Below are 22,588 nucleotides of genomic sequence, written 5' to 3' on the forward strand. Positions count from 1 at the left end.
ACAAGCAGTGTCGAATTATGATATGGTCGTTGAAGGCGGATTGCGAAAGCAGTTGCTTGGGATATGAAGGATGAGGAGAAGATTTACAGTGAAGGAACAACTGGAACAAATGGAACCATTGAATCAAAAGGTACAAAACAATCGAAATCGGTTTAGCAATCCAACATTCGTTGCGATAATCGCTACGTTATGCTGCTTATTATGGGGGAGTGCCTATCCATCTATTAAGCTGGGCTACCTCGCCTTTAACATCATGCCGGAGGACATCGCTGCAAAATATGTATTCGCTGGCTATCGTTTTGTGCTCGCAGGTCTGCTGCTGCTGCTGTTATTCCGGGCAATGGGCAAGAAGGTGCTTAGCTTATCCAAAAAACAGCTGACCAGCTTGCTTGCCCTTGGCCTTATGCAGACAGGTCTGCAATATATATTTTTTTATGTGGGAGTAGGCAATACGACGGGTGTCAAAGGCTCCATTATGAATGCTACGACCACCTTTTTCAGCGTCATATTGGCACATTACCTTTATAAAAATGACAAGCTGGGCAAAAATAAAATTTTCGGCTGCCTGCTTGGGTTTATCGGCGTTATTTTTGTTAATTTCCATACCGATTTGCTGGAGTTCTCCTTTACCTTTAAGGGGGAGGGATTCGTTATTTTAGCTGCCCTCATTTTCTCCATTACTGCCATTTATGCTAAAAAGCTGACTGCGACCATTGACGTTTTGCTGGTTACGGGCTATAGCCTGCTCATTGGCGGTGTGGCCCTAACCTTGCTGGGACTCGGACTGGGGGGCCGTGTGACCCATTTTACACCGGAGTCTGCCAGCAATCTTGTTTATTTGGCTCTGCTGTCCTCGGCCGCTTTCTGTCTATGGAATCTACTGCTGAAGTATAACAAAGTCGGACAGGTGTCTGTCTATAACTTCCTGATTCCTGTATTCGGGACGCTGCTGTCAGCATGGTTTCTCGGTGAACAGATTATGGAGCTTAAAAATGTTGTGGCTCTGCTGTTCGTATCGCTCGGCATTTACATGGTCAATCGACCGCGGAAAGAGGGTATATCATAAACGATATTTCGGCGTAAAAAATGTCAAAGCAACCGGAGCTTAAGCCCGCCACAGGCCTTGTGAAATCGAGGCCTGTGGCGGTTTTTTTTGTTCATTTCTTTTTGAAGCCTGCCAGTTTGGGCGCAAGCTGCTTATTTTTATTATTGACAGTGCCCCAAATTATGGTTATGATGATCTCGCATATTAATAGTAATGATTACTATTAAACAACGACAAAGCAAATGGAATGTGAACTCAAAAAATTGAATTAGAGGGTAGTTGTGATGAAACGAGAAATCGATTTTGTAAAGTTCAACCCCACGCAAAATATGACCATTCTTGTGAAAACCAATCATTCCGCTTCCGAGTACAAGCACATTGCTTCGAAAATGATGTCTTATGACAGTGTTTATGCTGAACAAGTAGGCTTCATCGAACAGCCGATTAAACACGAAGCGGCTGCCTATTTGCAAATGGCGGGTGGTGAGTTTTGCGGCAATGCTTGTATGGCGCTGGCTGCTTTTATCGCTTCTGAGAAAGGGATCGAGCAGAACGCTTTAATGGAAATCGTGCTAGAGGCTTCGGGAACCGACCAATTGGTCACCTGCCAAGTGAAAAAAAGCAAGGAGAAGTATTTTTGCCAAGTGGCGATGCCAGTGCCTCGAATAATCGAACGGCAGACCGTTGTGTATGAAGGGAATGATTTAAGCCTTGTCATTGTAAGGTATGATGATTTTTTTCATATTGTCATTGAAGTGGAGCAATTCAATCGTACTGAGAAGGAAAGAGCACAATCATTAGCCAAGCTGCTGGGCATCACATTTGGAGCGAGCTTGATCGGCATATTATTATTTAAGCCCGAGTCTATGGAAATGGCGCCGCTTATTTATGTGCCTCCATTAGACAGCATGATATGGGAGAGAGGCTGCGGCTCAGGCACGGCTTCACTTGGCGCATACCTGTCTTGGAAAAATAAAGGCGCTATCGCTGCGGAGATTAAGCAGCCCGGCGGCACGATTCATGTAACGGCTGATTGTTATGAGGATGAGGTAACAAGCTTGATGATTGAGGGGGCTGTTGGCATTGTGGCACAAGGCAAAGCATTTATTTCTGTATAACGAATAGTGGGTATGGGGGAGAAGCCATTGAATCAGTTAACGACATTTGAACAAAGCTTGACCTTGTTTCGGGATCGGTTTACCGATTTAGTAAAGCGATATGACGGCACATTTCATCATAGCTCGGAGCTGGAGCGAGCCATTGATGACTATTCAGCTTTCATCCTGGATGAGGGGAATAAAGCATCGTGGGAAACGATGGAGCAGCAAGCCGGGGGCGAGCTTCCTCAGCTTCATGACGATTTAAGGAAGATGTCTTCGTTATGCGTCGCTGTTATGGAAAAATATCGCGCCTTGAAGCTGCTTGCTGGGGAAACGGATAAAACCGATTATTTTAAAAATATAGAGTCCTGCATTGAACAAGAATTTGGAAGCTTTCAAGTCACTGCGGCTTCCATCGTATTGTTAATTGGCTCTGGCTCGTTTCCAATGACGCCCTTATTTATCGCCAAGCGGACGGGTGCCCAAGTCATTGGCATTGATATTGATGAGGAGGCCATCGAGCTAGGACGAAGAGTGGTACATCGTTTAGGAGACGGATTAAACATTCGCTTGGAGAAGGCGTTTGTGGAGCAGCTTGATAGGATCAAGGATGTGACTCATATTATTTTCAGCTCAACGGTTTCTAATAAATATGCGCTGCTTGAGCAATTGCATGCGTTAACGAATGAGCGAGTGGTCGTAGCGATGAGATATGGCGATCAGCTGAAATCGTTATTCAATTACCCGATGCAAGCGGTAAATGAAGAGAAATGGAGGCTAGTGGATACGAAATTGCGTCCTAAGCAAGTGTTTGATATTGCGTTGTACAAGCGTAAATAGGAAGGAGTCTGCTATGAGTCATTTCAAACGAGTCTTAATGCTAGGCACGGGGCCGGCGTCCATTCAACTTGCTGTCCTGCTGAAAAATAATTGGAACAGCTGCATTGGCATTGCAGGAAGAAAATCGGTTCGTTCCGAACGCTTGTTCACGGCGCTTAAGCAAAGTCAGAACCAAGTTGAGGTAAACATTCAAAATAAAAAGCATCGGCCAATGGAAGGCAATTGTATAATTGATCATGTTTTTCAGGGATATGGTGCCATTACAGGGCAATGGGATACGCTGATCCTGTCTGTCACAACCGATGCGTATATGGAGGTTTTGAAGCAACTTAGTGACGAGCTGCTCAAGCGAGCGAGGTGTATCGTATTAATATCCCCCACCTTTGGCTCAAACAGCTTAGTACGCCATTATATGAATACGATTCAGCCCAATGTGGACATTATCAGCTTCTCTACCTATCTCGGCGATACACGCTGGATGAACGGCGAGCCATCCACCCAAGTTTTGACGACAGCGGTTAAGAACAAGGTATTTATCGGCTCCACGAACGAAGCATCGCCAAATGTCGAACGGCTTTGCGCCTTATTTGAACGATTGGGCATTATGCTGGAGGTTATGGGCAGTCCGATCGAAGCGGAAACGAGAAATATTTCTCTCTATGTCCACCCGCCGTTGTTTATGAATCCATTTTCACTGAATGCCATTTTTGAATATTCACCTATTAAGAAATATGTCTACAAAATGTTTCCCGAAGGACCGATTACGCAATATTTAATTCGCGATATGCTGGCCGGCTGGAAAGAGATGACGCATGTCATTGAAAAGCTGAATGTAATGGGTGTAAATCTGCTGAAGTTCATGACCGATGACAATTATCCGGTTAGATTAGAGAGCTTATCGCGTTATGATATCGACAATTTTACTCAGCTGGATACGATTCATCAAGAGTATTTATTGTACATACGGTATACGTCGCTGTTAATCGACCCATTCTCGGAGCCGGATCAGGAGGGGAAGTACTTCGATTTCTCCGCCGTTCCCATTCGTCAAATCTTCATTAACCAAGAGCAATATTGGGATATTCCACGCATGCCCAAGGAGGATTATTATCGGATAAAAATCATTCAGGGTATTGCAAGATTTGTAGGCTCAAGCTGCCCGACCATTGACACCTTCATAACAACCTACGAGCAAAAAATCATGGAAGCGGCACAGGCGCTTAAGGGCGAGAAAATATCGGATGCATTTGCTGTACAAAGCTTTGAAGAGGATTTGAAGATGATCTGTAGCGAATTAGGCAAAAGCATAGAAAGTAGCTAATGCAGTGCGCACTTACATAGGAGGAAATGACATGACAAGAACAATAGCTGTTTTGTTAACTGCTTTCATCGTTTCAATCGTTTTATTAACAGGCTGCAGTGGCGGAAATGCTGCGAAAACAGGAGCAGCGGATTCAGGCAAGGAGCTCGTGTACGCCACAGCAAAAGATATTAATGATATGAACCCTCATCTGTATCCAGGCTCCTTGCCAGCGCAAGGGATGGTGTATGAGTCATTAGTTGAAAATACGGAGGAGGGCATTAAGCCGTTGCTTGCCGAATCGTGGGACGTGTCTGAGGATGGCAAGGTTTACACCTTTCATTTGAGAAAAGATGTAAAGTTTCACGATGGCGAGCCCTTTAACGCCGAGGCGGTTAAGAAAAATATAGAGGCGGTGCAAAGCAATGCCAGCAAGCATTCATGGATCAAGCTTTCCACGAAAATTGTGAGTGCTAACGTACTCGATGAGTTTGCGTTTGAATTGGTGCTGTCAGAGCCCTATTATCCGACGTTGCTTGAATTATCCATGACCAGGCCTTATGTATTCATCTCGCCCAAGGATTTCGTTAATGGGGAAACAAAAGACGGTGTAAGCGGCCATCATGGCACGGGACCATACAAGCTAACGGAGCAGAAAACCGATCAGTATGCGACCTTCGAGGCAAATGAAAATTATTGGGGCGGCGCTCCAAAGGTGAATAAGATTACAGCAAAGGTGCTTCCGGCAGGGGAGACGACATTTTTGGCGCTGCAAAAGGGAGAGGTCAACTTCATATTTACAGATGATCGCGGCTCAGACAGCATTGATGTCGATGCCATGAATCAGCTCATGGATTCGGGCGACTTCCAGCTTGTTAGAAGTAAAGCGATGAATACGAAGATGATCGTTGCCAATAGCAGTAAATCGGATAGTCCTGCCCATGAAACGGCTGTTCGTGAAGCGATTTGGTATTCGATTGACAGAGAAACGATTAGCAAGCAAATTTTTAACGGGACGGAAACAGCGGCTAATACGCTATTTTCACCCAACGTCAATTATGCCAATGTCGAGCTAAAGAAACGCGGCTTCGACTTGGATACAGCGAAGCAGCTGTTGGAGAAAGCAGGCTGGCTGCTGGAAGGTGGCAGCGAGATCAGAACGAAGGATGGCAAGCCGCTCGCGATGAAGCTTTATTATGATGTTAACTCCTCCTCTCAAAAGTCCGAGGCCGAATTCATTCAAAGCACCTTGAAAAAGGCAGGCGTTCAGTTGGAGCTTGTCGGGGAAGAATCCTCCTCCATCGCCAATAGAAGAGCAACGGGAGACTATGATTTGCTGTTCAATCAAACCTGGGGGCTCGCCTATGATCCACAGAGCACAATCTCTGCATTTACTTCCGAGTCTGCTTATTATCACACGACAAGCGGCATTTCCAAAGCCGATGAATTGTACAAAAACATTGATGAAGTGATGGTCACGCTGGATGAGAAAAAACGGAAAGCGTTGTATGCAAACATTTTAACGATAGTCCATAATGAGGCGGTCTTTATTCCTCTTACCAATGGCAGCGTTACAATTGTTGCTCCAACAAGCCTTCAGGGTATCTCATTTAAGCAAACGCAGTTTGAACTGCCCTTTGAGCGCATGTATTTTGAATAGATACCCCCAACAAGGAGCTTGCTATGATCAGCTATATTATCAAACGGTCACTCCTTTCGATTCCGTTGCTTGTGATTATAACCTTTTTAACATTTGGCTTGAATCATCTTTCTCCTTTAGATCCGGCCGAGGTCATATTACATGCGCAGGGCGTCCCGGCCATCACAGATGAATTAATAGCAGAAACGAAGGCGGCGCTTGGCATGGATCGGCCCTTTCTCCTTCGTTATATGCATTGGCTCGTATCATGCCTGCAGCTCGATTTCGGGAGCTCTTATGTGACTGGCAAAACGGTAGGGTCCTTGCTGGCCCCCGCATTTCTAAATACGTTAAAGCTGACGTTGGTTTCAGCGGCTGCCATTATTGTGCTGTCTATTGGCTTAGGAGTAATTAGTGCACGTAGAGAAGGGAAAATGACCGACAAAGCCATTAGAGGCGTCTCCTTTTTTCTAACCTCTATGCCGCCTTATTGGCTAGCGGCGCTTATGGTTTGGTATTTTTCCGTGCAATTGGATTTGCTGCCGACAAGTGGGATGGACTCTTTCAAAAGCTATATTTTACCGGTCATCGTCATCACGATTAGCTTTACCGGCATTTATTTTCGAATCGTTAGAAGCGCCATGTTAAGCAATATGAATGAAGACTACGTGCTGTACGGCAGGGCGTGCGGCTTGCCAGAGCAGAAAATAACGCTGCATATATTGAAAAATTCATTGCAGGTCGCTATTTCCGTATTTTGCATGGCGATCCCGATTATTTTAGGCAGTACAGTCGTCGTTGAAAATATATTTGCTTGGCCGGGTTTAGGAACGCTGAGTGTTAAAGCTATTGTTAGCAGGGACTTTCCGATCATTCAGGCGTATGTCCTTGTACTCGCAATCGCTTTTGTTCTGTTCAACACCGCTTCTGACATTATAAATGCGGCGATGAACCCTAAGTTAAGGAAGGCCACTAAATGAAGAGATTACAATTTCTATGGCGTGATAAGCTGGCCGCCGCATCTTTAGCTATTGTTGCCGTAACCATTGTTGCAGGAATATTTGCCCCGTTATTTGCACCGCATGATCCCGAAGAAGTGCATATGGAGCTGCGCTATGCTGCTTCCTCGTCGGAGTATTGGTTAGGGAATGACCATCTCGGGCGCTGTATTTTATCGAGATTAATATATGGCATCCGTCCCAGCGTCCTTTGGGTGCTTGCTGCACTTGCCGTATCGGTAGGGATTGGGGCGATTGTTGGTTTTATAGCGGGCTACTTTAGAGGGATAACCGATATGGTTATGATGAGAATTTGTGATGTCATGCTCTCTTTCCCGGGATATGTCATGACACTAGCTGTCATTGGCATTTTGGGGGTAGGTTTTGAAAATATTTTGATCGCTTTCGTATTGATAAAATGGGCCTGGTTTGCTCGAATCATTCGAACGTCAGTGATGCAATACGCCGATTCCGACTATGTGAAGTTTTCCAAGGTGCTCGGTATTAGCGATATTAAAATTATAACGAGGCATATGGCTCCTGTGGCGCTTCCGGACATTGCCGTTATTGCAAGCAGCTCCCTCGGTTCAATGATCCTGCAATTATCAGGATTTTCGTTTCTCGGGTTAGGCATTCAAGCACCGAACGCGGAGTGGGGCATGATGCTAAATGAGGCGAGAGAAGTGATGTTCTCAAAGCCGGCGTTTATGCTCGCGCCCGGTTTAACGATTATTGTTGTCGTATCGGCGATTCATTTTTTGTCAGATGCGCTCCAGGTTGCTTTAGATCCTAAATTATCGGCCTCCAAATATAAGCGGAATGGACAGGAGCCTGCTGTTGCTGCAAGGCTACAAGGGAAGGAGGTGACTTGATTTTATGGCTATTTTGGAAGTGGCGAATTTGAAAATTTGGGACAGTCAGACGGGTCAAGTCCTTGTGCCGGGAAGCTCCTTTCATGTCAAGCGGGGCAGCTGCCTAGCCATAGTCGGAGAAAGTGGAAGCGGAAAATCGCTGACATGCAGAGCCATCATGAGATTAAACAAGCCTGGTATTCGTCAATCGGGGGATATTTTGTTTAACGGGGTCAATCTAAGCGAGCTTTCGGAAAAAGAAATGAGGAAAAAAAGAGGAAAGCAGCTAGGCATGATTTTGCAAAATGGGATGCGCGCCTTTGATCCATCCTGCATGGTCGGCGTTCATTTAAGGGAAACGCTGGCTTGTCATTTCGGTTGGGGCCGCGAAGAAATAACGGCTAACATGAAACGCGCTATGGAAAGCGTAAGGCTGAAAGATCCGGTCGCGGTGATGAATAGGTATCCGCACCAGCTTTCGGGAGGCATGCTTCAGCGGATTATGATTGCGCTCACTCTGGTGCTGGAACCAGCTATCGTCATTGCTGATGAGCCGACGACGGCGCTAGATACCGTCTCGCAATATGAGGTCGTTGAACAATTGATGCAATTGCGGGAGAATATGGGCTGCTCGATGATTTTTATTTCCCATGATTTGGGCATCGTTCGAAAAATAGCGGATGATGTTCTAGTTATGAAAGCAGGGGAGATAGTGGAGCGAGGGACGAAGCAGGCTATTTTCTCGGGAGCCGCACATGAGTATACCCGCTATTTAGTATCGTCGAAGCAAGCGCTGAATGAGCATTTCCAGCGATTAATGATGGGAGGCGTTAGTCTTGCTCAGCGTTGACCGTGTTTATAAATCCTATACAAAAGGCGGATGGTTTGCTAGAGAAGCACAGCAGGTGCTGACAAACATAAGCTTCGAATGCGGGCAGGGCGAATGCTTGGGCATCATCGGGGAAAGCGGTAGCGGCAAATCGACATTGGGGCGATTATTATTGGGGCTGGAAAAGCCCGATAGCGGTAGTATTTTATTTGAGGGAAACAAAGCAGAGGAGCGAAAGGCAAGACAGGGGCAGATTAGCGCCGTGTTTCAGGATTATACCTCCTCCATGAACCCCTTTTATACAGTAGAACAGGCGCTGATGGAGCCTTTGAAGCAGCAAAGCGGAGATCATCAGAAGGCGCAAGACAAGATGGATCTGCTCCTGCATCAGGTGGGACTCAGCCCCTCCTATCGAAAAAAATATCCACATGAGTTATCGGGCGGGGAGGCTCAGCGGGTATGTATCGCAAGGGCGGTTGCCACAACGCCGAAATGTATTTTATTAGATGAAGCGATCAGCTCTTTGGATGGCTCCGTGCAAATGCAGGTGCTGGAATTGTTAAAAAGCTTGCGGAAAGCTTACAACATGGCCTACATTTTCATCACCCATGATATTCTGTCTGCCGCTTATATTTGCGATAGAGTATTGATTATGAATAATGGCAAGATCGAAGAAATGGTCAAAATCGAGCATTTAAAAGACGTCCAGTCAGCGTATGCAAGAAAATTGCTCCAGATGATCATTACGTAACGCTAGCAGCAAGGGTAGCGGCAGGGTGAGTCCCATGAGACGGCCACAAGGAGAAGAGAGAGGAAGGAGCAGGAGAGGTGAGAGGAGCTTTATCATGGCCTTTTATGCGTTTATATATGTTGACTCTGTTGTATTTTAGCGCTAACTCAATACTAAATGTCATTATTCCTTTAAAGGGTGAATCGCTTGGCGCTACCAATACAACGATTGGTGTCATTATGGGGGCGTATTTATTTACAACGATGTTTTTTCGGCCATGGGCGGGCAAAATGATTCAAAAGTACGGTCCCATCCGTGTGCTGCGCACGATTCTGATCATTAATGGCCTTGCTTTAATTTTATACACGTTTACGGGACTGGAGGGGTATTTCGTCGCCCGCATGCTGCAAGGTGCATGTACAGCCTTTTTCTCCATGGCTTTGCAATTGGGCATTATTGATGCACTGCCAGAAAAGGACCGTTCGCAGGGGATTTCCATGTATTCCTTATGTGCTTCCATGCCAGGTATAATCGGTCCCTTATTGGCTTTAGGCATTTGGCAGGCGGGGGATATGAATTCTTTCACAGCGGCTATGATCGTGATTGCTATTTTTACAGGGATTGTAGGCTATAGCGCCAAAATGGACCAACAACCGGCCGAGGCTCAGCCTGCTCCGGGCCAGCAAGGGCAGGGCAGTACGATGTTCGAGTCGTTTGGCCAGTTATTCAAAAACCCGCATTTGTTCAAATGCAGTGTGCTGATGCTGATTGCTTCCCTTGTATTTGGGGCGGTAACCACCTTCATACCGCTATATGCCGCCCAAATCGAAGGCGGAAATGCGGCAATTTATCTCATGCTTCAGGCAGGAGCTGTAGTAGTAGCACGCTTTGCATTACGAAAGAAAATTCCTTCGGATGGCAAATGGCATTCTGCTTTTGTTATGGTCATTATGCTGATGCTAGCTGCAGCAGCGTTATGTGTCAGCTTTTCTGAAATGGGCGGAGCCTTCTTGTTCTATGCTGGCGCAGGCTTGATGGGCATCGCTCAAGCACTGCTCTATCCAACCTTAACGACGTATTTATCTTTTGTTTTGCCGCAATTGAATCGTAATGTATTCATTGGTTTATTTATTGCTACGGCGGATCTGGGCGTTTCACTCGGCGGGGTCATTATGGGGCCAGTAGCTGATATTTTCTCTTATTCCTTTATGTATATGCTTTGCGCGATTTTGGGCGCGTCAATGATCGTTTTTAGTTATGAGCGCCGCAGCAAATCAAGCCTTGGGCGATGATCCCGTCCTGCAAGCCGCGGAAGCAGGGGGGACCATCGCCTTCCATGTCAAACATACAGGCGGCATTTCCTTTCTGCGAATACAATATCGTGTATTCCAAAACCGGAAGGGGATCATTATTTTGAAGCGAAATGATTATTATAATATGGGTACTATAGGAAATATGGGAAATACGGGTAATACGGGTAATACGGGTAATGTAGGCGGTATGAATGACATGAACTTTTGTCCCGATTGTCCAACGCAGACGATCTATGACCCTCCGATCGTACAATACGAGAACTACTATCATCCACAGCTTGTGAATGTCGTTCAAAATATTGAAACAGTGAAGCAGCATCATTGTTGTCCGGTGTATAAGCAGCATTTTACGCATACGGAGAAAAATGTGATGGTTTCAAATGCGAGGCGCACGAAGCAGTCTAAAGCAGCATCCAAAAAACGTTCAAAAAAATAGGCTAATTGTTAAACAAAGACCCGTAAGAACAGCCGCTTGATAAGTCAAGCGATTATCTTGCGGGTCTTCCTATTATTTAACGTAAGACATACGAATCCTCGGTCATTTGCCCCTCTAAACGTGTAACCATTATCTATCTAAGTGAGGGACTTGTTTGTGTTATTTTTTACATAGCATTCCTTAGTAATGGCTATATCGTTTTTTTTATTTTCGCGATTATTGCCAGCCTCGAGAAAGTTTCGATTTTCCACTTGCAAGAAGTCAATCATGGTATCATAAATTATAAATTTGTTATTCTCGGGAGCGTGAGTTTTATTTTCTTTAACATGAGGAAGAATTTCAAATTATTTCTTTATAATTACCTGACCTTGAAAAAGAGGATCATTATTATCTTCTTGTTTAGCTCGTTGATTCCGTTTATTAGTATAGGCATGATTTCCTACTATACCATCTACTCGATTCTTACAACTAAAATTCAAAGCGGCATTCAAAGTAATTTAAATCAAGTGGTGCTCTCGTTAGAGAACACTATCAGTAATTTGAATCATGTATCCCAACAGCTTGCATTCGAAGGCAGTGTAGGAAAGAAACTGGATCAATTGTTAACAAGTACAGCTAGTGAACCCTACGAACGAGTCGAGATGAAAAGCAAGCTGAAGGAGGAATTAAGTCTCATCACTTTTACGAATCCTAGTATCGGCTTAACTCTATATTATTTTCAAAACAATCATTCCTATGATCTTGAAAATTCGGGAGTCAAGGATCACTTTGCGCCGGAAAACCTGCCATTGCTTGCTCAATATTCCGGGATTTCCTATTATGGTCCACATATAAGCAATAACCGTTTTGATCATCAATTTGTGTTGTCTGCTTTAAGAAAAGTAGAGCTTCCTAATCGAGATGATGTTTATGTGTACATTGAAACAGGGCTGCATTTGACTCAAAGCATCCTCAATAACGATCAAACCGGCGGTAAAAACTCCCACATATTCCTTGACAATAATGGAAGAATCGCCTATAGCGAGTTACCCCATATATTTGCAATAGATACAACATTCCCAGGCATTACAGAGGGAGAAGCCTCTGGCACACAAAATGGGTTTTACTGGTTCAGGAAGACGAGCAATCAAGGCTGGAGCATTGTCTCCGTGATCCCTAAAGCAGATTATAACAAAGAGATAAATCGGTGGTTTATTCAAATTTCACTATTTTCAGTGTTTTTTTTGGGGATGAGCTTATTCCTGGCTTGGCTTTTATGGAAAATGGTGTATCGACCCTTGAATACCTTCAATAAAGAAATAAAGTTAATGGCACAAAATCGAATCCAGATTGGCAGAGCAAGGACAATACCAGAGTTTGATTTCCTCTTGGATCAATTTGGACAAATGAAAGAACAAATATGGAATTTATTTGCGGAAGTAGAGCAGAAGGAAAGGAGGAGAGTTGATCTTGAAGTGGAGAAGCTGCTGTATCAAATCAATCCTCATTTTTTGATGAATACATTAGATACGGTGCACTGGCTGGCTGTCATGAACGGGCATAACGAAATTGATCAGCTGGTATCCTCTTTAAATAAATTGCTTCATTATAATTTGGGCAAGCTGGGACAAGCTTCAACGATTCAAGAGGAAATCGAAGCATTAAAACAATACCTTATTTTGCAGCAGATTCGTTATGATTTTCAATTTGATGTGCAGATTGATATGGATGAAGAAGTTTTGAAAATGCCGGTTCCACGCTTCATCCTTCAACCACTTGTTGAAAACTCCCTTTATCATGGTTTAAGCGATGATGGTTTCATCCGGGTAAATGTAAGCTTAACCCAAACGATCAATATCTCCATTCATGATAATGGGTCCGGGATGTCAGAGGAAACTATAAACAACTTATTGAATAATCCTCAGGTTGAAAATAGAAAGGTAGGTATGGGCATAGGGATGAACTATGTGAAGCGCATGATCGAATCTCAATATGGTGAGCGGGCCGAGTTGGAAATTAGTAGTGTCTTAGGAGAAGGGACGAGTATTTATTTAAGCTTGCCTCTAATGGAGGTTGAACCAAATCATGATTAAAGTAATGGTTGTTGATGATGATAAATTAGTCCGAAAAGGTCTCATATCGGCTATGCCTTGGAAACATTTTGATATGGAGGTGGTCGGTGAAGCTAGCAATGGTGTAAAAGCATTGGAATTTCTAGAATCAAATCGTGTGGACTTATTGCTTACTGATCTTGCTATGCCTGTGATGTCGGGTATCGATTTAATAAAAATGGTTCGCAAAGAGTTTACTCATATTTACATTGTAGTATTAACGCTCCATCAGGATTTTGAATATATTCAGGAGGCGCTTAGGTTAGGCGCTATTGATTACATTGCTAAAGTTCAGCTTGAAAAGGAGCGCTTTGAGGAAGTGCTTGAAAGGATTTCTAACCGGATTGCTCAAGAACAAAAGCGAGTTCCAGATCCAAATGGGATTTTTACAATGGATCGAGGATATGCATGTCTCTCCATCAATAAGGCTGCTGGAGAACATTGGGTAAAGAATTGGAGTGAAAATGCGGATCAATCCATGACTGAGGTGGATATGAACCTTTGGCTCTTGAAGCAGCCATCAGAGGAGTCTGATGCATTATGGTTAGAGCGGGTTTCTCAGGAAATCAGCACTAAACCAGGATGGGGCCTGATACATTTGAAGGGTCTCTACGGCAGATCTCATAATGATGTACATCGGCTGTTAAGGGAATATAGAGACAAGGATTTCTTTTACGATTATGATTCGCACTCCGGTACGGGGGCCGTTTTGTTGCAGGATTGGGAAAATCAGAAGCAAGTACGTTCTGAAGGCAGCCTGAATGTAATGAAGGAGCAATGGTCTAACTATAATTGGATTTATCAAGACAGTATATTTAATCAGTATATCCATGCTTTGAAATGGATGCGGTTACCTCAAGCGAAGCTGCTGGGGCTGCTGTATTCGTTAATCGATAAGTGGAATATTTTATTCTATCCTGTGAGTTCAGTGAAGATTCAACTGCCCGATTCTTTTCATTCTTGGGAGCAGGCAGATGCATGGTTTAGAGCCACACGTAATATGATCCGTAGCGCTCTGGATAAACCTGCATTTTCGCAAGAGGTTGTGGAATGTGTGATTAAAGCTGTCAATATCGTGCAGGAGGAAATGAATCAGCCGATTACTGCGGCTAACGTTGCTAAAAGGGTCAATATGAGCCGGAGTTACTTTAGCCAATGCTTTAAAGAAATTGTGGGTATGAATTTCAGCGACTATTTGCGTCAGGTTCGTATCGAAAAAGCAAAGGAGTTTCTGCTGTATACGAACAAAACCATCCTTTGGATTGCAGAAAACGTTGGTTATATGGATGAAAAGTATTTTAGCCGTACCTTTCGGGAGCAAACGAACATGCTTCCGAGTAAATATCGGCAAACGCAGGATACAGGTAGAAATATGTCCGATGAATAGGGAGGCAATTGTTGATTAACTGCCCAAAAGATGGCCAGGCCTTCCCTGATTCTCGGTCAATTACCTCTCTAAACGTATAACCATCGTCTATCCAGGCAAGAGGCTGTTGTGTGTTACCTTTTAGGTGTGGACAAAATCAAAAAGCGAAAGAAGGGGCACACATGAGCAAGTCTAGAAAATGCATTCAGATTTTATTAGCAGGAATATTAATTGTATTAAGCGCATGCAGCAATTCAAGCTCTTCCAAAGAGTTGCCGAAGTCTTCGACTGAAGAAGCGCAAACGGCAGCCGTCGAGAAAGAAGCGAATCCATTTGGGAAATCCGAGGAACCCATCACCATTAACATAGGAAAAGAAATAGATGCGTCCGATAAAAGCTTACCCGCCGGGGATTCTCCCGAAAGTAACCAGTATACTCGTTATGTTAAAGAGCAATTGAACATTGATACAAAGATTGTTTGGCAGGCCGCAGCAGGAAAAGACTACGAACAGAAAATAAATTTATCTATTGCCAGCAACGATTTGCCTGATGCAATGGTTGTGAAGGAAACGCAGTTCAGACAAATGGTTAAAAGCGGTCAGCTTGAGGATTTGACCGAGGTTTACAATAAATATGCTTCGCCAACCATTAAAGGCATCATTGAAACAACGAACGGGCTGGCCCTCAAATCAGTCACGGTTGACGGAAAAATGTATGCGCTACCAAATGTAACGCCAGAAGCAGATATGGTGCATTACATGTGGATTCGCAAGGATTGGTTAGATAAGCTCGGTCTACAGCCGCCAAAAACGATGGATGAATTGGAGAAGGTGGCAAAGGCTTTCGTTGAGCAGGACCCCGACGGTAACGGGAAGGCAGATACGGTGGCTATCACGGGCCCGCAATTGGGAGGTAATCTTAATGCGGATTTCCTTAATCCGAATAATAACAACTATGGTTTCGATCCCATTTTTGCCTCTTACCATTCCTATCCGGGGTTTTGGTTGAAGGACTCGAATGGTAATACCACTTACGGCTCTATTCAGCCAGAAACGAAACAAGCGCTTTCCAAGCTGCGTGATTTCTATTCCAAAGGGTTAATCGACAAGGAGATGAGCATTCGCAAAAATGCTCAGGAGTTAATCAAAAATGGAACCTCGGGTATTTATTTTGGCGTATGGTGGTCAGGCGGTTATGGGCCTTTAGCAGATGCATACCAGAACAATCCGGAAGCAAACTGGCAGGCTTATGCCGCACCTCTTGATATGGATGGTGATTTCACACCGCATATGGGTAACCCATCTAATCAATACCTTGTTGTGCGGAAGGGATACGAGCACCCCGAAGCGGTGATTAAAATGCAAAATCTCTTGTATCGGGATGAATCGAAGTTCGATGTGAATGTTGCAATTAGCAATTATCCATTACGTTTGGTCTATGCCTCTATGGATGTTATGGATGTTACCTATAAAATGCTGCAAGAGGTTTTAGCGGGCACCAAAAAGCCGGAAGATCTGGATCTTCCCGGATATAACCTATTAAAGGCTGATGCTGAAAACATAAAAAAAGTTAAATTGGAGCCTTACAACAATAATGATATTCAATATTGGGACCCGAATGCAGACATAGGCGTATGGAAACGAATGTATTCTACACTTGTTGGCATAGCTCCATTGCAGGAGCCTTTTAAGAGAACCTATAGCGTTACCTATTCGCAGACCAAAACGATGGAAAGTAGATGGGCTGCACTAGATAAGCTTGAAAAGGAAACGTTCCTCAAAATTATTATGGGCGCTGCTCCATTGGATTCATTTGATCAGTTTGTAATAGATTGGAAGAATCAAGGTGGAGATAAAATTATTGCAGAAATAGGCGAGACAGCACAACCGTAAAATGGCTAGAGGCGACAGCGAAGTCTGTCGCCTTTCTATAAACAAGTGAGAATGGAAGTGGTTTGCAATATGAAAACCAAGGGTTATACCAAGCATTATTATCTCATGCTCCTGCCTGGATTTAGTTGGTTGACTCTTTTCAGCATCGTTCCCTTGTTTGGGATCGCTATCGCTTTTCAGGATTTTAATCCCGGCTTGGGCGTGTTTCATTCCGAGTGGATTGGTCTGGAAAATTTCAAGTATATGTTTACGCTTAATGACAGTAAAACGATATTTTTTAACACGATTTTTATTGCTGTTATGAAAATTATCGGAAATATGATCGTACCCCTTATCTTTGCCCTGTTGTTGAATGAATTACGCCTGGCTATTTTTAAAAAATGGATTCAGACGATTGTTTATTTGCCCCATTTTTTATCATGGGTTATTCTTTCAGGTATTCTTTTGGATATCTTTTCTTACAATGGACCGATTAACGGGATCTTGTCTATTTTCGATATAAATCCTATCTTATTTTTTGCCAGAGCGGATTTGTTTCCCTTCATCATTGTTAGTAGTGATGTATGGAAGGAGTTTGGATTTAACACGATTATTTTTTTGGCAGCGTTAACGGGAATCAATCCCTCTTTATATGAGGCGGCTGCCATTGACGGTGCATCGCGTATACAGCGTTTGCTAAATGTCACTTTGCCGGGAATAATGACAACGGTTATTTTGCTCTCTGTTCTAAGTCTGGGTAACGTCTTAAATGCTGGATTCGACCAAATATTTAACCTATATAATCCTCTTGTGTATTCGAGCGGCGATATTATTGACACATGGGTATATCGAACCGGCTTATTGAATCTCCAGTATGGCTTGGCAACTGCAATGGGACTTTTAAAATCTGTTATCAGTTTTACTTTGATCTCGGTCTCCTATTTCTTAGCGTATAAGTTTGCAAATTATCGTATTTTTTAAAGGAGCATTACTATGGTTATAGAAAAAACACTTGGCTCCAAAGCATTTGATGTTTTGCTTGTTCTGTTTTTGGGTGGAACTGCTCTTTTGTGCGTGCTTCCTTTATGGTACACGCTAGTGATCTCGTTAAGTGAGAATGCGGCAGCTTCCTCGGGGCAGGTTGGATTATGGCCTGTAGGGTTTAATTTTGGCGCGTATCAAGAAATTATGGGTGACAGCAAATTTTTTAATTCATTTTGGATTTCAATACAGCGTGTTGTATTAGGATCAAGTATTAATTTTGTCATCATACTTCTTCTGGCGTATCCACTATCCAAAAATGCCAAGGATTTTCCCTTTCGCAATGTGTTTATGTGGATTTTGGTTTTTACTATGCTGTTTAACGGCGGGTTGATCCCATGGTATCAGACGGTTAAGTCACTTGGATTAATCAATAATATTTGGGCACTTGTGCTAGGGCAAAGTGTTCCGGTTTTTAGCGTTATTCTTGTCATGAACTTTTTTCGCAATTTGCCTAAGGAGATAGAAGAGGCGGCGGTAGTAGATGGTTCAGGTCCATGGCATACACTTATTAAAATTTTTGTTCCTCTGGCAGTACCTGTGCTCGCTACAGTCACCTTATTCAGCATAGTCTATCATTGGAATGAGTTTTTTAACGGTCTTGTGCTGATGTCCGCTGCCGATCATTATCCACTTCAAACGTACATTCAGCAATTGGTCGTCATCATTGATGCACAAACCATGACCGCAGAGCAAATTCAAAAGATGAGTGAGCTTTCTAATCAGACATTGAACGCAGCCAAAATATTTATTGCGATGATTCCCGTATTAGTTATTTATCCGTTTTTGCAGAAGTTTTTTATCCATGGAATAACGTTAGGATCTGTAAAAGAATAAGCGATAAAGGAGACACAATATGCTACCATCACTTCCATTTCTTAAGCGTCAATTGGAGGGAATTCTGCGCAATAAATTTGAGCAGGGGCATCAAACCTCAGGCTATTTAGCCAAGCTGGAACAGCTTCCCGCAAGCTACGACGCTTATGTGGAATTCGCTCATAGCATGGCTGAGCTTCCAATGAGGGACAATTGGTCCTATTTTGAGCCGAACGATTTAGAGGGGATATGGAGGGAATGCGATTCGGATCGACCTCTAGGTCAGATCGGCATCCTGAATCTGCAGGACAGCTCCAAGCGGGTAGAGGCGGGATTTCTGGCTTCTGTATGCGGCTCTATGCTAGGCAAGCCAATTGAAGTGAATCCCAGCTTAAAGGAATTGCGTGAAGCGCTAACATCCGTAGGAGAATGGCCGCTGAACGATTATATTTCTGATGAAATCCTCCATGCGTTGGATCGCCGCCATTGGTCTTGGTATGAGACAACTCGGGGACGAATTCAATATGTGGTACCTGACGACGATATCAATTACACATTAATGGGAATGATGACGCTGGAGCAATTCGGCACTGGTTTTACGAAAAGAAATGTAAGAGATTTATGGATAAATCATCTTCCGATAAGTACAACTTGGGGTCCAGAAAGGGCCATCTTGCTTCGTTCCGGGATAAGCTACTTGGAACATGATCGGGATGAATTCAATCATGCTGAGATAGAGGCTTGGCCTGATTTTATGGTACAGGATACTGAACTATGCGGGGCGGCGATTCGCGCAGATGCATATGGCTATGCTTGCCCGGGGCAACCTTCTCTTGCTGCTGAGCTAGCTTGGCGGGATGCAAGCTTTACACATCGCCAAACCGGTATCTACGCCACAATGTTCATTGCCGCCATGATTTCTGTCGCTCAGGTACTGCGCGATCCTATTGAAATCATGAATACGGCCTTGCAATTCGTTCCTAGAAGAAGTCGATTCTATGAGATAACGAAGGATTGCCTTCAGATGGTAGCGAATGCAGACGACTGGCTGGAAGCTTATCAGATCATTAACCATAAGTATGCGAAGTATTCCCACTGTCAGGTTTATCAGGAAATAGGCACATTAATGAATACATTTCGATTTGCAGACAATGTCGGCGACGGGATATGCAAGCAGGTGATGCAAGGCAATGATACGGATAGCTTTGGAGCCACTGTTGGCTCACTGCTCGGCGTTTATTTCGGTTTTGACGGCCTGGATGCAAGATGGCTGACCCCATTCCACAATCGGATTCATACGGGACTAGCTAATTTTCATGAACAAAAACTATCGGTTTTGGCAGAGCGAATGGGATGCTTGCCACAGATGCTGCACAGAGGTCGACACCGAATTCAACCCAGTGAGCTATACGTGAACGTTTGAGGAAATTAGATTTGGTTGTAACCAAGTGACCTGGGTATGATTATGCGTTCTTCAATGGCGATATTTGTAGTGAATCTAGCTACAAATATCGCCTTCTCTAACCCTGTAGACACAGTTTCTGCCTCCCGCCAAAATATGCTCCACCCGTTCGATAAGCGTCTGCTCCCCAAGAATAACTCGAAATAAATGCAGCTCATTTTTACATAACCCGGTACAGACAACAGCAGCCTCACAAATCGGACAATGCTTCTCAATGAACAGGTAGCTTCCATCATCTTGATCTTGTATCTCAGCCATGTAACCTTCATTTGTTCGAATCTCGGCCAGTTTCTCTAGTTTTCCCCGTATGTTCGATGCGTCACCAATGTGCTGAAGATATTGCACTTGCATCTTCTTATCCCGGACAGCAAGCAGCCTGTCTAACCCCTCGTTTCCGAAGGCTTCTCTCATCGATTGGATCAAACTGACGGATAACTCCGAATAACCACTAGGAAAAAATGTATTAGCTTCGGGAGTTAATCTCCAAAGCTTGGTCGGCCTGCCCATGGGGCGGGCTTGTTCTTCATGCGTAACAAATCCTTCTTCTTTCAGAGCATTTAAGTGCTGGCGAATCGCCATTCCAGAGAGCGAAAACTCGGAGGCTAGCGCCATCACGTCCATCCCGCCCTGCTGCTTTAGCAAATTAATGATCGCTCTTCGGGTTCTGGTTGAGGAATCTTTATTGGTTTGATTTCGGCTCATGATGCCCTCCTTATTAAGCAACGGGATCTACATCGCTCCTTACATTTTAAATATAAATGTTGACAAAGTCAAAGGTGAACGGTACCGTATACTTTGTAAAGAAAAATGTTTACTAAGTATCCGGATACGGTGTATACATAACTATTTTATTTGGAGGTTCATTTTAATGTCTAATCATCAAAGTATTTTCAGCCCGCGCTATTTTGCATTGACTATAGGTATTATCCTGTCTGTGATGGCGGTTGGATTCGAAGGTCTCTCGGTAACGACGATTGCTCCTTCCATCGCTGGGGACTTAAACGGCATTGACCTTTTTGGCTGGATATTCAGTACATATCTGCTTGCGCAGATTATTGGCACCTTGGTCGTTGGTCGTATCATTGATAGAAAAGGGCCGGCAGCACCGTTCACTTACGCCCTTATTTTGTTTATCGTCGGGCTGATCGCTGCCGCGACAGCAAGCGATATGTATATGATGATTTTGGCGCGTGCCATGCAGGGCCTGGGTGCCGGTGCAATGATGACTTGTGTTTATACGGCAATATCTTTAAGTTATCCCGATGAATTGCGTGCGAAAATACTTGGAGCATTCGGTACTGCCTATGTTCTTCCATCTATGCTCGGTCCATACGTCGCCGGCCTTATCGCAGACCAGTGGTCTTGGCGGTTTGTTTTCTGGGGAATATTACCGATCCTGATTGTTTCAGCATTGCTTAGTCTGCCTGCTTTTAGGAAGCTGAAAACACAGGGAACACAAGGGGACAACGGGGCCGCAGCTACATGGATGGCGTTGCTATTAACGATCGGTACGGGGATTCTCTTAGTGGGTCTTAGCAAGCTGCCGACCATTACAGGGTTTGTTTTAACGCTTATCGGCTTAGTGCTGATGGTATATCCACTGCGCAAACTGCTCCCCAAGGGAACGCTTGCTATGAGAAGAGGAATGCCGGCTATTCTAGCATCACGTGGTCTGTTCTTCGCTGCCTATGCAAGTACACAGAATTTCTTGGTATTAGCTTTAATAAATGTGAAGGGTATTACGCCTTCTCAAGCAGGATTAATTGTAGCGAGCGCAGCACTGAGTTGGTGTGTGATTGCTTATTTGCAGGGACGTTGGGACTCGGCAGACCAGGGGCGTGGACGTCATACAAGAATTATTCTAGGTGTGCTGCTGCTTGCAATTGGGATTGCCTTCGTATTTTGGGTGCCGGTTGTAACCGTTACCGTAGCGGTGATTGGACAAATCATAGCGGGAATCGGAATTGGCTTGGCGCATCCGATTAGCGGCGTTGTAGCCTTTTCCCAAACAGGCGAAGAAGGGGTTGGCAAAACCTCGGCCAATCTACAATTTGCAGATTCCTTTACACCGGGCGTCGTGATCGGGATAGGCGGTTCCATGCTTGTCGTCTGTCAAGCTGCCAGGATGTCAATGCAAGCTGCATTGACGGTAACAATGGGTTTTCATCTCTTGTTAATCGTTATGAGTTTATTGGCCAGCACGCGGATTACCCCAGCAACCAAAAGCAAATAGAGCAAGCCTGCAAACTTTAGGCTTGAAAAACAAATAAACGGAAGTATTTTGCCAATACTGTCTATAGCGCTGTATCTTTACACAAATAGTAGATGAAGATTGCAAACTAAAAAAACGGCTGAAAAAAATCCGATATCTAGGAAATGAATAAATTAATTGAAACTCACGATAATAGTCAAGAACGCTTATCTATTGATTGGGGGTTAAATCATGCTCGATAGCCTCGAGAGTAATTATGATTGCGCAAATGCGGGAGATGATCTGCATCAACTCAAAGCGGAGCTCGAATCGCTTCGTGAACAGCAAGCAGAAGACAAAGAAACACAGGAATCGATCAACCGACTTGAAAATCAAATCTCGTTCATAATGAACAAATGTGATATCAACCACTAGTCTTATTTTGTATAAACAATGAATCCCCTGCTTCACCACTTAATCGGGTGAAGCAGGGGATTCGTTGTTTCAAATGAGTAATCATTATTATTCGTTACCCCCGATCTATATACGGACAGTGCATCGGCGAGTGGCTGGCGTGTTTGAAGTGAAAAATGGCAGTAGCCTCAAATTAACGGCTAACGACAAACAACTAGAAGGTGCCCAAATGCTAAATACCTGTATGCGCCTTTCT

General features: G+C 44.0%; 20 protein-coding genes. 19 read left to right on the top strand and 1 reads right to left on the bottom strand.

Annotated features, from left to right (window positions below):
- Positions 1-88: 88 nt before the first annotated feature.
- From V5J77_RS09535 to V5J77_RS09615, 17 genes are all read left to right on the top strand, one after another.
- On the top strand, positions 89-1,066 hold the full coding sequence (locus tag V5J77_RS09535) for a DMT family transporter (RefSeq protein ID WP_338555540.1): 978 nt from the start codon (positions 89-91) through the stop codon (positions 1,064-1,066).
- A 263-nt stretch (positions 1,067-1,329) separates the two neighbouring features.
- Positions 1,330-2,163, top strand: a complete 834-nt coding sequence (locus V5J77_RS09540) for a diaminopimelate epimerase (RefSeq protein WP_338555541.1) — start codon at positions 1,330-1,332, stop codon at positions 2,161-2,163.
- A gap of 27 nt (positions 2,164-2,190) precedes the next feature.
- Positions 2,191-2,985, top strand: a complete 795-nt coding sequence (locus V5J77_RS09545; RefSeq protein ID WP_338555542.1) for an SAM-dependent methyltransferase — start codon at positions 2,191-2,193, stop codon at positions 2,983-2,985.
- Positions 2,986-2,998: 13 nt separating this feature from the next.
- The gene (locus V5J77_RS09550) at positions 2,999-4,306 is read left to right on the top strand and encodes an opine metallophore biosynthesis dehydrogenase (protein WP_338555543.1); all 1,308 of its coding nucleotides are present in this window, start codon (positions 2,999-3,001) and stop codon (positions 4,304-4,306) included.
- Positions 4,307-4,337: 31 nt separating this feature from the next.
- On the top strand, positions 4,338-5,945 hold the full coding sequence (nikA, locus tag V5J77_RS09555) for a nickel ABC transporter substrate-binding protein (RefSeq protein ID WP_338555544.1): 1,608 nt from the start codon (positions 4,338-4,340) through the stop codon (positions 5,943-5,945).
- 23 nt (positions 5,946-5,968) lie between these two features.
- On the top strand, positions 5,969-6,904 hold the full coding sequence (opp1B, locus tag V5J77_RS09560; RefSeq protein WP_338555545.1) for a nickel/cobalt ABC transporter permease: 936 nt from the start codon (positions 5,969-5,971) through the stop codon (positions 6,902-6,904).
- On the top strand, positions 6,901-7,794 hold the full coding sequence (gene opp1C, locus V5J77_RS09565) for a nickel/cobalt ABC transporter permease (RefSeq protein WP_338555546.1): 894 nt from the start codon (positions 6,901-6,903) through the stop codon (positions 7,792-7,794). Before opp1B ends, opp1C begins: the two co-directional genes overlap by 4 nt.
- 4 nt (positions 7,795-7,798) lie before the next feature.
- Complete coding sequence (locus V5J77_RS09570; RefSeq protein ID WP_338555547.1) at positions 7,799-8,623, top strand: ABC transporter ATP-binding protein; 825 nt, start codon at positions 7,799-7,801, stop codon at positions 8,621-8,623.
- Positions 8,610-9,353 carry an ABC transporter ATP-binding protein gene (locus V5J77_RS09575; RefSeq protein ID WP_338555548.1) on the top strand — a complete coding sequence of 248 codons (744 nt, stop codon included), beginning with the start codon at positions 8,610-8,612 and terminating at the stop codon, positions 9,351-9,353. Before V5J77_RS09570 ends, V5J77_RS09575 begins: the two co-directional genes overlap by 14 nt.
- A 77-nt stretch (positions 9,354-9,430) precedes the next feature.
- Positions 9,431-10,624, top strand: coding sequence for an MFS transporter (locus tag V5J77_RS09580; RefSeq protein ID WP_338555550.1), 1,194 nt, complete (start codon positions 9,431-9,433; stop codon positions 10,622-10,624).
- Positions 10,590-11,081, top strand: coding sequence for a hypothetical protein (locus V5J77_RS09585; RefSeq protein ID WP_338555551.1), 492 nt, complete (start codon positions 10,590-10,592; stop codon positions 11,079-11,081). The genes V5J77_RS09580 and V5J77_RS09585 overlap by 35 nt, the downstream gene beginning before the upstream one ends.
- Positions 11,082-11,407: 326 nt before the next feature.
- Positions 11,408-13,153, top strand: a complete 1,746-nt coding sequence (locus V5J77_RS09590) for a histidine kinase (RefSeq protein WP_338556679.1) — start codon at positions 11,408-11,410, stop codon at positions 13,151-13,153.
- A complete protein-coding gene (locus V5J77_RS09595; protein ID WP_338555552.1) occupies positions 13,146-14,558 on the top strand; it encodes a response regulator in 1,413 nt (470 codons plus the stop codon). Before V5J77_RS09590 ends, V5J77_RS09595 begins: the two co-directional genes overlap by 8 nt.
- A gap of 161 nt (positions 14,559-14,719) precedes the next feature.
- Positions 14,720-16,429, top strand: coding sequence for an extracellular solute-binding protein (locus V5J77_RS09600; RefSeq protein WP_338555553.1), 1,710 nt, complete (start codon positions 14,720-14,722; stop codon positions 16,427-16,429).
- 69 nt (positions 16,430-16,498) lie between these two features.
- Positions 16,499-17,389, top strand: a complete 891-nt coding sequence (locus tag V5J77_RS09605; RefSeq protein WP_338555554.1) for an ABC transporter permease subunit — start codon at positions 16,499-16,501, stop codon at positions 17,387-17,389.
- A gap of 12 nt (positions 17,390-17,401) precedes the next feature.
- The gene (locus tag V5J77_RS09610) at positions 17,402-18,286 is read left to right on the top strand and encodes a carbohydrate ABC transporter permease (RefSeq protein WP_338555556.1); all 885 of its coding nucleotides are present in this window, start codon (positions 17,402-17,404) and stop codon (positions 18,284-18,286) included.
- Between the two features lie 19 nt (positions 18,287-18,305).
- The gene (locus V5J77_RS09615; protein ID WP_338555557.1) at positions 18,306-19,688 is read left to right on the top strand and encodes an ADP-ribosylglycohydrolase family protein; all 1,383 of its coding nucleotides are present in this window, start codon (positions 18,306-18,308) and stop codon (positions 19,686-19,688) included.
- A 75-nt stretch (positions 19,689-19,763) separates the two neighbouring features.
- On the opposite strand, the gene V5J77_RS09620 is transcribed toward V5J77_RS09615, so the two are convergent.
- Entirely contained in the window at positions 19,764-20,429 is a 666-nt protein-coding gene (locus tag V5J77_RS09620) for a metalloregulator ArsR/SmtB family transcription factor (protein ID WP_338555558.1), read from the bottom strand.
- Positions 20,430-20,595: 166 nt separating this feature from the next.
- On the opposite strand from V5J77_RS09620, the gene V5J77_RS09625 reads away from it, so the two are divergent.
- Both V5J77_RS09625 and V5J77_RS09630 read left to right on the top strand, forming a co-directional pair.
- A complete protein-coding gene (locus tag V5J77_RS09625) occupies positions 20,596-21,960 on the top strand; it encodes an MFS transporter (protein WP_338555559.1) in 1,365 nt (454 codons plus the stop codon).
- A 210-nt stretch (positions 21,961-22,170) separates the two neighbouring features.
- Positions 22,171-22,353, top strand: a complete 183-nt coding sequence (locus V5J77_RS09630; protein WP_338555560.1) for a DUF2524 domain-containing protein — start codon at positions 22,171-22,173, stop codon at positions 22,351-22,353.
- The last annotated feature ends 235 nt before the right edge of the window (positions 22,354-22,588 follow it).

This window comes from Paenibacillus sp. KS-LC4 (genome assembly GCF_036894955.1).
Classification (GTDB): Bacteria; Bacillota; Bacilli; order Paenibacillales; family Paenibacillaceae; genus Pristimantibacillus.

Excerpts from the sequence above, each read along its gene's own strand:
- V5J77_RS09540 (WP_338555541.1), top strand. The coding sequence starts at position 1,330 with ATGAAACGAGAAATCGATTTTGTAAAGTTCAACCCCACGCAAAATATG.
- V5J77_RS09550 (WP_338555543.1), top strand. The coding sequence starts at position 2,999 with ATGAGTCATTTCAAACGAGTCTTAATGCTAGGCACGGGGCCGGCGTCC.
- nikA (WP_338555544.1), top strand. The coding sequence starts at position 4,338 with ATGACAAGAACAATAGCTGTTTTGTTAACTGCTTTCATCGTTTCAATC.
- opp1B (WP_338555545.1), top strand. The coding sequence starts at position 5,969 with ATGATCAGCTATATTATCAAACGGTCACTCCTTTCGATTCCGTTGCTT.
- opp1C (WP_338555546.1), top strand. The coding sequence starts at position 6,901 with ATGAAGAGATTACAATTTCTATGGCGTGATAAGCTGGCCGCCGCATCT.
- V5J77_RS09570 (WP_338555547.1), top strand. The coding sequence starts at position 7,799 with ATGGCTATTTTGGAAGTGGCGAATTTGAAAATTTGGGACAGTCAGACG.
- V5J77_RS09585 (WP_338555551.1), top strand. The coding sequence starts at position 10,590 with ATGAGCGCCGCAGCAAATCAAGCCTTGGGCGATGATCCCGTCCTGCAA.
- V5J77_RS09590 (WP_338556679.1), top strand. The coding sequence starts at position 11,408 with ATGAGGAAGAATTTCAAATTATTTCTTTATAATTACCTGACCTTGAAA.
- V5J77_RS09595 (WP_338555552.1), top strand. The coding sequence starts at position 13,146 with ATGATTAAAGTAATGGTTGTTGATGATGATAAATTAGTCCGAAAAGGT.
- V5J77_RS09600 (WP_338555553.1), top strand. The coding sequence starts at position 14,720 with ATGAGCAAGTCTAGAAAATGCATTCAGATTTTATTAGCAGGAATATTA.
- V5J77_RS09605 (WP_338555554.1), top strand. The coding sequence starts at position 16,499 with ATGAAAACCAAGGGTTATACCAAGCATTATTATCTCATGCTCCTGCCT.
- V5J77_RS09610 (WP_338555556.1), top strand. The coding sequence starts at position 17,402 with ATGGTTATAGAAAAAACACTTGGCTCCAAAGCATTTGATGTTTTGCTT.
- V5J77_RS09615 (WP_338555557.1), top strand. The coding sequence starts at position 18,306 with ATGCTACCATCACTTCCATTTCTTAAGCGTCAATTGGAGGGAATTCTG.
- V5J77_RS09620 (WP_338555558.1), bottom strand. The coding sequence starts at position 20,429 with ATGAGCCGAAATCAAACCAATAAAGATTCCTCAACCAGAACCCGAAGA.
- V5J77_RS09625 (WP_338555559.1), top strand. The coding sequence starts at position 20,596 with ATGTCTAATCATCAAAGTATTTTCAGCCCGCGCTATTTTGCATTGACT.
- V5J77_RS09630 (WP_338555560.1), top strand. The coding sequence starts at position 22,171 with ATGCTCGATAGCCTCGAGAGTAATTATGATTGCGCAAATGCGGGAGAT.